Source organism: Gemmatimonadota bacterium, assembly GCA_016719105.1.
Taxonomy (GTDB): Bacteria; Gemmatimonadota; Gemmatimonadetes; order Gemmatimonadales; family Gemmatimonadaceae; genus SCN-70-22.
Genome location: JADKAQ010000013.1, coordinates 334,827 through 345,703 on the forward strand (window position 1 = coordinate 334,827; position 10,877 = coordinate 345,703).

At 70.1% G+C, this 10,877-nt stretch carries 11 protein-coding genes; 6 read left to right on the top strand and 5 right to left on the bottom strand.

Annotation, left to right across the window (positions count from 1 at the left end; genetic code table 11):
- Positions 1–207: 207 nt before the first annotated feature.
- The 4 genes from IPN47_14495 (at position 208) to IPN47_14510 (ending at position 5,781) form a co-directional block, all read left to right on the top strand.
- Entirely contained in the window at positions 208–2,451 is a 2,244-nt protein-coding gene (locus tag IPN47_14495) for a caspase family protein (GenBank protein MBK9409225.1), read from the top strand.
- Between the two features lie 10 nt (positions 2,452–2,461).
- A complete protein-coding gene (locus IPN47_14500; protein MBK9409226.1) occupies positions 2,462–3,343 on the top strand; it encodes a hypothetical protein in 882 nt (293 codons plus the stop codon).
- Between the two features lie 401 nt (positions 3,344–3,744).
- Positions 3,745–4,329: an LPP20 family lipoprotein gene (locus IPN47_14505; GenBank protein ID MBK9409227.1), complete on the top strand. Its 585-nt coding sequence runs from the start codon at positions 3,745–3,747 to the stop codon at positions 4,327–4,329.
- 270 nt (positions 4,330–4,599) lie between these two features.
- Positions 4,600–5,781 (top strand): hypothetical protein, encoded by a 1,182-nt coding sequence (locus IPN47_14510; GenBank protein MBK9409228.1) that lies wholly within the window; start codon positions 4,600–4,602, stop codon positions 5,779–5,781.
- A gap of 59 nt (positions 5,782–5,840) precedes the next feature.
- Here the strand turns inward: IPN47_14510 and IPN47_14515 are convergent, their stop codons facing one another.
- From IPN47_14515 to IPN47_14535, 5 genes are all read right to left on the bottom strand, one after another.
- The gene (locus IPN47_14515; protein ID MBK9409229.1) at positions 5,841–6,128 is read right to left on the bottom strand and encodes a BrnA antitoxin family protein; all 288 of its coding nucleotides are present in this window, start codon (positions 6,126–6,128) and stop codon (positions 5,841–5,843) included.
- A complete protein-coding gene (locus IPN47_14520; protein ID MBK9409230.1) occupies positions 6,121–6,396 on the bottom strand; it encodes a BrnT family toxin in 276 nt (91 codons plus the stop codon). The genes IPN47_14515 and IPN47_14520 overlap by 8 nt, the downstream gene beginning before the upstream one ends.
- 91 nt (positions 6,397–6,487) lie before the next feature.
- Complete coding sequence (locus IPN47_14525) at positions 6,488–7,027, bottom strand: hypothetical protein (protein ID MBK9409231.1); 540 nt, start codon at positions 7,025–7,027, stop codon at positions 6,488–6,490.
- A 128-nt stretch (positions 7,028–7,155) separates the two neighbouring features.
- Positions 7,156–7,860: a hypothetical protein gene (locus IPN47_14530; GenBank protein ID MBK9409232.1), complete on the bottom strand. Its 705-nt coding sequence runs from the start codon at positions 7,858–7,860 to the stop codon at positions 7,156–7,158.
- Between the two features lie 1,026 nt (positions 7,861–8,886).
- On the bottom strand, positions 8,887–9,966 hold the full coding sequence (locus IPN47_14535) for a rhomboid family intramembrane serine protease (protein ID MBK9409233.1): 1,080 nt from the start codon (positions 9,964–9,966) through the stop codon (positions 8,887–8,889).
- 194 nt (positions 9,967–10,160) lie between these two features.
- Here IPN47_14535 and IPN47_14540 point away from each other — a divergent pair, with 194 nt between their 5' ends.
- Both IPN47_14540 and IPN47_14545 read left to right on the top strand, forming a co-directional pair.
- The gene (locus tag IPN47_14540) at positions 10,161–10,400 is read left to right on the top strand and encodes a ribbon-helix-helix protein, CopG family (GenBank protein ID MBK9409234.1); all 240 of its coding nucleotides are present in this window, start codon (positions 10,161–10,163) and stop codon (positions 10,398–10,400) included.
- A gap of 2 nt (positions 10,401–10,402) precedes the next feature.
- Positions 10,403–10,828, top strand: coding sequence for a type II toxin-antitoxin system VapC family toxin (locus tag IPN47_14545; GenBank protein ID MBK9409235.1), 426 nt, complete (start codon positions 10,403–10,405; stop codon positions 10,826–10,828).
- The last annotated feature ends 49 nt before the right edge of the window (positions 10,829–10,877 follow it).

Here is a 10,877-nt window from a genome sequence, read left to right on the forward strand (position 1 = left end):
GTTGGCGAGGAGGGTAAGGGCAAAAGCAAGACACGGGGGTTCACGGAGGAGACACGGGGGTTCACGGAGGACGACGCGGCGCGCGCGCGAGCCGTCTCCGTGAACCCCCGTGATACCCCGTGAACCCCCGTGTCGTGCTTTCGGGGACCCCGCCCTCCAGCGCAGGCCTGCCAGCTCAAGCGCCCCAGTGCCGCGCCGATACTCCCTATGATGGAGTATCCCGCCGCGCCCCCCCCGGATGCTGCCGCAACGCGCTCCGCTCGTGCCGGAGTCGCTGGCGCACGCCCGTCAGAGGCGGGGCTGGCCGCGCGCATCGTCTCGCAGGCGGCGCTGACGCTCCTCCTCGCCGCCGTCGCCCTCGCCGCCCAGGTGCCGCAACGGTGGACGCTCGGTGACTCGCGCGAGCGCGTCCGACAGGTGCAAGGCCCCCCCGACCTCATCGAGCGGCTCACGTCGCTCAATCGCGAAGTCTGGAGCTACCGCACCAGCTCCGTGACCTTCGATCCGCGCACGGGGCACGTGGTGGAGTACGTGGACGCCGAGCGCCTCCTCAAGGTGGCCCTCGTCCCCACGGCGCGCCCCGCCGGCAACGCCGCCGCGGTGCGCTTGCGCTCGCCCCTCACCCTCGGCGCCTCGCGCGACGATGTGCTCAGGCGCTACGGTTCCCCCTGGGCCTACACGCGAGATGCCGGCGCGCGACACGCCTTTCTCGCCTACGGCCGCAGCGTCGTGCGCCTCACCGTGGCCGACGACCGGGTCTCGGGGTGGATCGTGCGCGACTCGGCCATCCGCGTCGAGGCGCGCGAACTCGTCGAGGGGGAGCAGGCGATGCTCGTGCGGCGGGGCACCGGCGAGGCGCGCCAGGCGGCCGCGCCCGCGACGCTCCGCGGGAGCGTACGCTGGCGCGACGACGATGGCGATGGTGCGCTGGCGCCCGGCGAAGGGGTGAGCCTCACCCTCGCCGTGACCAACGATGGCCCGGGGGAGGGGCGTGGCGTCAGAGGATCGCTCCGCATCGAGTCGCCGGCGTCGGGGGTCACCGCCTCGATCGCCCCTGCCGCGGTGACCATCGCCAGCGGCATCACGCGCGACTTCACCTTTCGACTCACCGCCGACAGTGCGCAGTCGGCGACCGAGGTCGTCGTGGTGGCGAGCGCCAGCGAGGCCAACGGCTTCGACCTGGCCCCCGCCCTGCGCCTGCGCATCCCGGCGCGTGTCGCCGGGGCGCCGCAGATCGTGGTGCGCGACACGCGCATCGACGACGCGTCGCGCGACGGTCGCCTCGCGCCGCGCGAGATCGCCGACGTCACCATTCGCCTCGCCAACACCGGGACGGCCCCCACCCCGCCGCTGCGCGCGCGGCTCTGGCGCGGGGGCGACCTCTTCCTGGCCGCCGGCGCACGCGACACCTTCTCGTTAGGTGCGCTCCCCGCCGGTGGAGAGTCGACCGTTTCGCTCGCCGTGTACACCAACAGCCGCGCCGCCGACACCGGGCTGCGGCTCGAACTGGCCGATGCGCGGGGACGCGTCCTCGCGCGCCTCCCCATCGACCTCCCTGTGACCGGACGCGCAAGCGGGGTGCTGGACGTCGTCGCCACCCCCGACAGCGCCGCCGCCACCCGGGCCAGCGCACGCACGCCGAGCGCCGACGTGGATCGCGAACTCCCGCGCGCCGCCACCCGACGCCCCGACGCCATCGCCGTCGTCCTGGGGGTCGAGCGATACAAGGCGCTGCCAGACGCCCGCTTCGCCGAGCGCGACGCGGCACTCATGCGTCGGTATGCCGTCGAGGCGTTAGGCATCAACGACGACGTCGAGCACCTGTACGCCCGGACCGGCGCCGACGTCACGGGGGGCGAGCTGCGCAAGCTCTTCGGGGAGACCGGCTGGCTCGCACGTCGGGTGACCGCCAACACCGACCTCGTGATCTACTGGGCCGGGCATGGCGCCCCCGACGCCGCGCGGCGGGCGCCGTACCTCCTCCCGTTCGACGCCGACCCCGCCTTCGTCACCGAGACGGGCTACGCGTTAGGCGACCTGTACGACCGCCTCGCCCGCCTCCCGGCGCGCTCGATCACCATCATCCTCGACGCCTGCTTCAGCGGGCTCACGCGCGCGGGCGAGGCGCTGGCCGCCGGGGCGCGCCCCACCGTGCTCTCCATCGAGCACCCGGCACTCGTCAGGCGCCAGATGGGGGTCATCACCGCCTCCCGCGGCGCCCAGTCCGCCGGCGACCTCCCGGAGGCACGCCACGGCCTGCTCACGTACTGGGTGGCCCGCGGGCTGCGCGGCGAAGCCGACACCGACGCCAACCACATCATCACGATCGCCGAGCTGGGACGCTTCGCCGAGCGGAACGTGCGGGAGACCGCCGCGCGCCTCAACAGAGACCAACGCCCCCTGGTGATCTCCCGCGACAGCACCACGGTGGTCGCCAAACTCGCCCCGTGAGGTCCGCTCCGTGAACCTCCGTGTTCCCTCCGTGAACCTCCGTGTCAGGCTGTTCGCCGTTGGCCTTTGCCTCGCGGCAAGTGCGAGCACGGCGCGCGCGCAGGGCGCCGACACCGTCACGGTCGAGCAGCGCATCCTGATGACCCCCGACCTGACGCCGGCCGACGCCCGTCGCCGCGCCATCGACGCCGCGCTCGCCGACGCCGTGCGGCGGGTGGCCGGGGTGCGCGTGCAGTCGAATGCCCTCAGCACCCTCGACGAACGCGGCACGCGCCTCGACTCGCGCTACACGAGCGTCATCGCCCTCGACGCCGCGGCCCGCGCCGTGGACTACCGGGTCACCGCCGAAGAATGGGAGACGCGGCGCATCGACGGCGCGTCGCAACTCTACCTGCACCTCACCCTGCGCGCCGTGGTCGAGCGGGAAGTCGGGACGTCGGACGCGGCCTTCACTGTCGAGGTCTCGCTCAATGCCCCGCGCTTCGACGTGCGGGACGACGTCGCCAGCCGCAACGACGAGATCATCGCCACGGTGCGCAGCTCACGCTCGGCGCACCTGGCGCTCTTCACCATTGCCGGCGACAGCGCGCAGCGGCTCTTTCCCAATGCCTATCTCCCGGTGGCGACCGCCGACTCCGGGCGCACGAGCGAGTGGCCCGATCCCGAGTGGCGCGAACGCGGCCTGCGGCTGCGGGCCACGCTCCCGCCGCAGGTGGACGAGCGGCGGGAGCTACTGCTGGTGGTCGCCACGCGTGGACCCGTGGCACCACCGGCGGCGTCGCTCTCGGTGATGGAGCTGCAGCGGTGGCTGGTGCGGATTCCGTTGCAGGACCGGGCGATGGGGATGGCGGTGTATGACGTTAGGCGGAGTGCGGCTGGGGGGCGGCGCTGATTGCGACGGGTGATGCACTTGGGAGAAGCTTGACACGGAGGTTCACGGGGGGAACACGGGGGTTCACGGGGGAACGGCTTGACAGCCAGCGACGCCTGACGCCGTGCGCTCTTTGTAGTTCCCCGTGTTCTCGATCCTCCTCTCTGATCTCTGCGGTAGGGGTCTTCAACTGCACTCACCGCAGAGAACACAGAGAAGAAACGAGAACACGGGGATGACCAGCCGCCCCTTCGTTCTCCTCCGTGAACCCCCGTGTTCCCCCCGTGAACCCCCGTGTCGTGCTTTTCGGGGGCCTGCATCACGCCCCCCCCAAGCGCCAGGCTCGTCCGCCGAGCAGGCCGATCAGTCGTCCCCACGCAAAAGCTGCCGATACTAAAGAGGACGCCCTCCCCCAAACTGCCATGTCGACTCGATCCCTCGCCGTCCTCGCGCTCCTCACGGTCGCCTGCCATCGCGCGCCGCGCTCGACCGACCTCGCCCCTGCCGCGAGCCGGGAGACGATCAAGGGGCTCCCCGGCTGGTACCTCAAGCCGCCCACCGACAAGAACTTTCTCTACGCCCCGGCCACCGCCGTCTCGCGCGACGTCCAGGTCGCCATCAACAAGGCCGAGGCCGAGGGGCGCGCCGGACTCGCGCAGCAGCTCGAGGTGAAGTACGGCGCCCTCACCAAGCGCTTCGTGGAGGAGGTGGGGCGCGAAGGGTCGCAGCTCCTCGATCAGTACACCACCGCGTACAAGGCCGTCGTGAGCCAGACGCTCTACGGCACGCGCGCCAAGCAGCAGGCGCTGCGCACCGAGGGCGACGTCTACCGGGCGACCGTCCTCATGGAGCTCCCCGTGGGCGAGGCGAGCAAGAAGCTCCTCGAGCAGCTGCGGCAGCAGGAACAGCTCTACACCCGCTTCCGCGCCAGCGAAGTGTTCAAGGAGCTCGACGCCGAAGTGCAGCGCTACGAGGCGTGGAAGCGCGAGCAGGGGATCCCGCGGTAGAGATCAGCGAGAGACGAATCACCCGCCTCGCGTCCCTGGGCGCCCAGCACCTCTCGTCGTTGGTGGGGGGCGCCACACACCATCCGCTGGACGCCGTTCGGTTCGACACACGTCGTAAACCCTTCGGGAATGCGCGGCGACTAATGTCGCGAGCCCCCGGCTACGGCGTTCCACCCGGGGTTCTCCTGCGCTTCATTTGAGACAGTCGCGCTCGCCGCGCACGTCGCGGCAGGCGTCCCCGTCGATCCCCGTCCATCGGAGACCCCGCACATGGTGGCCCGTCGTCCCTATCTTCTCGCCCTCGCTGTTGGGGGACTTCTCCCCACGCTTGTCAGCGCCCAGGTGGCGCGGCAGCTCACCAAGCCCGACGCGGAATTCGCCGAGCCGTTCACCGCCGTGAGCGGGATCCGCGAACTCAAGGACGGGCGCGTGGTCGCCATCGACTCGCGCGACAAGATCGTGCAGATCGTCGACTTCAAGGCGGGGACCGGGACCAAGGTCGGGCGCGAGGGATCGGGGCCTGGGGAGTACGCCTTCCCCATGCGGCTCGTCCCGCTCCCCGGCGACTCGTCAGGCGTGTACGACATGCTCAACGCGCGCCTGCTCGTCGTCCTCCCCAACGGCAAGCCGGGACCGTTCCTCACCGTCGAGCAGGCGTCGACACAGGGACCCGGCGGTGGCACGGTCCGCATCGGCGGATCGGCCCCGCGTTATGCAGACGCCAAGGGGCGCCTGTACTGGACCGGGCAGCCGTTCAACGCCCCACGCCAGGGCGAGATGCCAAAGTCGGCCGACTCGGTCCCGGTGATGCGCTACGACCGCGACACGAAGAAGACCGACACCCTGGCGTGGACGCGCGTCGCCAAGAACAACGTGCAAACGAGCGGCAACAGCGGGAACATGCAGGTCCGCATCGGCATGTCGAACCCGTTCCAGCCGCGCGACGAGTGGGCAGTGACCCCCGACGGCCGGGTGCTGGTGCTGCGCTCGCCGGAGTACCGGGCGGAGTGGTACGGGCCGAGCGGCAAGGGGGCGACCGCGACCATTGCCTATCCGCCCATCAAGGTCACCGAGAAGCACAAGGAAGAGTGGCGCGAGTCGCGCAAGCAGCAGACGTCGCTCATGGTGACGATGAACAACGGGCAGCGCTCCGTGCGCACCGGCCCGCCGCCGGCCGACGCCCCCGACCCGGGGAACTGGCCGGAGGTGATGCCGCCGTTCCTGGACAACTCGGTCTTCGTCGCGCCTAACGGGCAGGTGTGGGTCAACCGCACGCGTGCCGCCGGCGACGACGCGCCCAGGTTCGACGTGATCGACGCGAGCGGCAAGGTGGCGATGCAGGTGGTGCTGCCGAAGAAGACTCGGCTGGTGGGGCTGGGGAGCGGGACGGCGTATGTCGTGCGTACCGATGATGACGACCTGCAGTATCTGCAGCGGTATCGGGTGCAGTAAACGCTGGGTCGCATTGGAAACGGAGCGCGGGGACGCTGACTAAGTCGGCGTCCCCGCGCTCACTTTTTCGCGCGCTTCACCTTGCGTTGCGCGACCGGGCGCGGCCCGATCTCCTCGCGCACGACCCGCCGCAGCACCGCCTCGAGGGGTTCCACTGTCTCGTGCATCGCGCGACGCAGCGTGTCGTTGATCAGTGTCTGGTAGTTTCCCCCACCAGTCGCATCAACCTGCGCGCGGTACCAATGCAGGATGTCATCGTCGAGACGGATCGTGATCCGCGTCTTGCCTGCGGGCGCAGGGATGACGGCGCCACGTCGCGCGGTGGAGAAGTCGTATTGCCTACGCATCGGTGTCCTCGGCGAACTGCCGCCGTTCTCGGGGGGTAGCGCGGCGCGCTGAGATGAGGCGAATGGACGCTGCGTTCCAGCTCCACACCACAACCAGCACCCGATCGAGGGTGTCGCGCCCGATCGTGACGTATCGTACCTCGCTCGGATAGTCGTCTTCGAGCGTGAGTGCCATGGGGTCTTCGAAGACTCCTACTGCGTCGGCGAGCTCCACCCCATGTTTCCGCCGATTTCCCATCGCCTTCGCCGGATCCCAGTCGAAGCCCATGCTGCAACGTATGTACACCTGTACACCGGTGCAAGCGCTGCGGCGCGCGGCGCGCGAGAACCTACGTTGGTTTTGGCCAACGGAGGGGGGCCTACTCTCCCCGTCTCCGCCCCATCGCTTTCTCCAGGCTCCCGCACATCCCCTCCATCGCCGACCGCACCTTCACCACCAGGTAGACGAGCGGGACGTCGCCTAACGGGCGCACCTGGTGCGCCGCACCGGCGGGGATGCGCACCACGTCGCCGGGCCTCACCGTCACCTCCTCGGGCGTCACCAGCCGAGCCGCGCGCCACTCGCCCCCCGTGTACTTCACCGGCTTCTGAACGCGACTGGAGTGCGACACAACACCCGCCCCCGCGCGCACCACCAGGATGTCGTCCCACTCGCAATGCAGCTCGACCTCACTCGGCGACGTGCGGCGATTCATGAGGTACTGCGCGTTGCGGTCGGCGGCGAGGCGAAACTGCACCCCCTTGGCCCCCGAACGCATCGTGGAGTCGAGGGCGGCGTTGAGCGCCGACGCGGGGATGTGATCGATGGTGCTGGCGGTCGATGGCGGGATGGCCGGCGACGAGGCGCGCATCCCGACGGCGAAGGCGACCGGGGCGACAGCGAGCGGCGTGAGGCGCATGCGGACCTCCGAGGTGTGGCGACCGACGCGGGACGATGCACGCTCGGGGAGATGGGTCGCGCTGTCAAGCATTGATATGCAACCGCTGAGCACGGCGGGCCCTCGCCCGCCGTGCTCACCGTCCGCGGTTACGCCGCCTTCGCCTCCACGGTGCTGGCGTCCACCGCGCCCGTCACCTCCCCTCCCCTCGCCCGCCCCCCGACACGCGCCACCACCGTGGCGGTCCGCCACGCCGCCATCCACTCGGCGTTAGGCGCCTGCCTGGGCACCACCAAAGATTGCACGATGCGCATCTGCCGAAGCGCCTCGCGCGTGACCTCGCGCGCCCCGCTGGTGGCCGCCGTTCGCTTGCCCATCTCCACCCCTCGCGTGTTGATCGCCAGGCGCAGCTCCCCGGCCACCTGGCTCAGCAGCTTGACGTGCCCCGCGGGGAGCCCGTGCTCGCCAAACTGCGCCTCCTGCTGCGCCACCAGCCGCGCCATGCCCTCGGCGGAGGCGATGAGTCCCTCGTAGTCGCTCGCGCGGTGCTTCACGAGCGCACCCTTGATCGCTTCCGCGTCCGGCCCCGACGCGGGGAGGAACGACTTCCCCACGCGGACGATCGGGGCCATCAACTCGGTGCGGAGCCGCACGGCGAGCAGCCGCGAACGCTGCGTCGCCGCGAGGGTGAGACGCCCCCGGTGTTCCTGTTGCGCTGCCAGTTCGGTGAGGCGATCGATCGTCGCCTCGAACCTGGCCAGGCTCTTTTCCACCTCAGGTGCCACAGGTCCCGACCGCAGGAGATCGCGAACGCGGCGGAACATCTGCAGGCGGTTCTTGTCCTTGGCATGCATGGGACACGCTCCTTGGGAAGGTTGGACGCAGGAGAAGGGGAAACGCCGAGCGCTGCGTCCGGCCGTTCGGCGTTCACGTTGGGGCTTCGCTTGCTGGGCGGCGCGAGTGATGCCCTTCAATGAGGGGGACGTCACCACCATCAGCCGGCCATCCCCCGACGTGCCTCGTTAGGTCTGACACGCACACGTTTGGTGCTGCATCGTCGACGGTCCGGACGGACACGGCGACGGTCGGTTGTTGCTCATCGACGGACCACGCGGCGGCGTCGACGTACCACACGGTGTTGTCCACGGCCCGCGTGACCTCGTCGACGGACCGACGTGACACGTGCACGATCCGAGCGACACCGCGGACGATCCACGCTGCAGCGTCGACGATCCGCCCGGTCAGCTGCACGCATCGGACGACATCGTCGACGATCCGGTTGGCCACGTGCACGGTCCGACCGTCGACGTGGACGTGTTCAGTCGCCGGCGCCGGCGTATCGTGCTGCATCTCGCACGTGCCGACCGCACACGCACACGGATCGCGTCGACAGCTGCACGGACCGACCAGCGTCGCCGACGGACGGGTCGACGTCGTCGGCGGACCGGCCGACGCACGACAGGTGCACATCGGCCTCGTGGACGGACCGAGCGTCGGCGTCGACGTTCCGAACGTCGACGTGACGCGCCCGGGCGAACGCGAGGACGGACCAGACCAACAGCTGCACGGACCGAGTGCGCGTGCACACGGACCAACGGCGTGTGGACACGGACCAACCGTTCGCGCACACGGACCGACGGCTCGTGCGCACAGACCGCGACCGATTGCTCGCGGGACTCCAGGCGTTGGGGGGCGATGCGCGGGTGCCGGACACGGTCGACGGCCGCCGGCGCGCGTTCTTTCGCAACGAGCCCCCCTACCCTTTCCCCCGGACCCCCCATTTTTGTCAAGTGGGGTGGGGACAACGAACGGCGGTGTAGGCTTCGAGGCGTTAGGGGCGGGGCGCGCGACGAGTGCGCGGAGGCGCGCGGCGCAGGCGCCTAACTCAGGTCGCGTGAAGCGATTACCAGCGCAGCTGCATCGCGCGCGTCGATCGGTGTGGACGAGCGCGCGTCACGTGCACGCGCGCCGCCAGCGTTGCGGCGGGGGCGCACGCAGTCGCAACGTTGTGCGGCATTGCCTGACAAGTGACGGCGTGCGGCGGCCGGTGGTCGACGCGTCGCCGAGCCAGGAACCACGCCGACCGCATGAGGAGCTGCGCCGGCTGCGCCAGCCGCGGCAGACGCTTCGCGAGCAGCAGCGAACGACGAGCGAGCGCGCCGCCTACCCCCGCCGCCGCGGCTCGTCCATCGGCAGGAACGCCCGCAGGAACGACTTCTCCTGTGCCGTGAGCGACGCGAGCCCTTGGGCCTGGACCTTGTCGACGATGCGGGTGACCGCCTCGCGGTTGACCTCGTGCACCCCGGACATGTCGATCTCGCCGACGCCTTCCACCGTGCGCATAGACGGCGGGGCCGAACGCGCCGGATGCGAGATCGAGGGGCGGAGGTGCTGGTCGCCATCTGCCGGAACTTCCCGCGCCCGCGCTCGAGCCACTTGAGGTAGAGGAACGCCCCCGCGTAGCCGCCCAGGTGGGCAAAGTGCGCGATGCCGTCGCCACCGCCGCTGAATCCGCTGAACAGGGCGAGCACCGTGGTCCCGATCACCAGGACGCGCGCCGGCACCGGGACGATCCCCCAGAGGAGGATCACGTCGTTGGGCCAGAAGAAGGCGAAGGCCAGCATCACGCCAAAGACGCCCCCCGATGCGCCGATGATCGGCGCGCCGGAGAAGAGCATCGACAGCAGCGCTCCGGTGATCCCGCTGGCGAAGTACAGCGTGGCGAAGCGCTGTGACCCCATTCGGTCCTCGATGCGCGGACCGAAGAAGTAGAGCGCCAGCATGTTGAAGCCGATGTGCGACAGGCTGCCGTGCAGGAACATGTAGGTCACCACCGTCCACGGCCGCACCAGCGCGGCGGCGGGGACAAAGGCGAACCAGTTGCCGAGCCCCGGTACCATGGACTGGAGCAGGTACGCGGCGATGTTGACGAGGACGAGGATCAGGACGACTGGGGTCACGTCGGCGACGGATCGGGGGGCGCGGCGAGGTGATGTGCTGGAGCGGCGCGCGATGAAGCGTGGTCGGGTTGCGCTGGTAAGGTAGTACCCGGGGAAGCGCGGGAGGGCGGCCGAGGGGTGAAGCAAGTGTCAGGTGAGAGGGAGCGGTTGGAGGAGCTTGACATATATATGTCTCGTGATGAATCTGCAGACATATGCAACGCACAACCGTTCGACTTCCCGATGAATTGCTGCGCGCCGCCAAACGTCGGGCGCAGCAGACCGGACGCACCCTCACGCAACTGCTCGAGGACTGTCTGCGCGCGGAGTTGCGGCAGCCGACGAAGGCCGCGCGCGTGATGGAGCCGCTCCCGACCTATCACGGAGGGACGCTCAGGCCGGGGGTGGACCTGAGCGATTCGAGCGCGTTGGAAGACCTCATGGGCGGGACGTAGCCGTGGTCCTGCTCGACGTCAACGTGCTCGTGTCGGCCATGCGTGACGCGTCGCCGCGCCATGCGGTGTGCAAGGCGTACGTCGAGCAACTGCGGCGTGCGCCCGAGCCGTTCGGATTGAGTGACCTGATCCTGAGCGGCGCGCTGCGTGTGCTGACGCATCCGCGGGTCTTTGATCCTCCGACCCCTGCCGAGGCGGCGCGCGCGTGGGTGACGGCGCTCCGCGACACGCCTAACGCGGTGGTGATTGCGCCGGGGCCTCGGCACTGGGAGCTCTTTCAGGGGCTGCTCGTACACTCGGGGGCCATCGGCAACGTCGTCTCCGACGCGTGGCACGCCGCGCTTGCGATCGAGCATGGGTGCGAGCTGGTGTCGGACGATGCCGCCTTTGCGCGGTTTGTCGGGTTGCGGTGGAGGAGGCCGGGGTGAGCCGATCCGGCGCGTCGGGCTCGTGACGTCGACACGGGCAACTGAAGAG

What these genes read in the sequence shown, in the direction of transcription:
- IPN47_14495 (MBK9409225.1), top strand. Translation starts at nt 208, where the DNA reads ATGATGGAGTATCCCGCCGCGCCCCCCCCGGATGCTGCCGCAACGCGC.
- IPN47_14505 (MBK9409227.1), top strand. Translation starts at nt 3,745, where the DNA reads ATGTCGACTCGATCCCTCGCCGTCCTCGCGCTCCTCACGGTCGCCTGC.
- IPN47_14510 (MBK9409228.1), top strand. Translation starts at nt 4,600, where the DNA reads ATGGTGGCCCGTCGTCCCTATCTTCTCGCCCTCGCTGTTGGGGGACTT.
- IPN47_14515 (MBK9409229.1), bottom strand. Translation starts at nt 6,128, where the DNA reads ATGCGTAGGCAATACGACTTCTCCACCGCGCGACGTGGCGCCGTCATC.
- IPN47_14520 (MBK9409230.1), bottom strand. Translation starts at nt 6,396, where the DNA reads ATGGGCTTCGACTGGGATCCGGCGAAGGCGATGGGAAATCGGCGGAAA.
- IPN47_14525 (MBK9409231.1), bottom strand. Translation starts at nt 7,027, where the DNA reads ATGCGCCTCACGCCGCTCGCTGTCGCCCCGGTCGCCTTCGCCGTCGGG.
- IPN47_14530 (MBK9409232.1), bottom strand. Translation starts at nt 7,860, where the DNA reads ATGCATGCCAAGGACAAGAACCGCCTGCAGATGTTCCGCCGCGTTCGC.
- IPN47_14540 (MBK9409234.1), top strand. Translation starts at nt 10,161, where the DNA reads ATGCAACGCACAACCGTTCGACTTCCCGATGAATTGCTGCGCGCCGCC.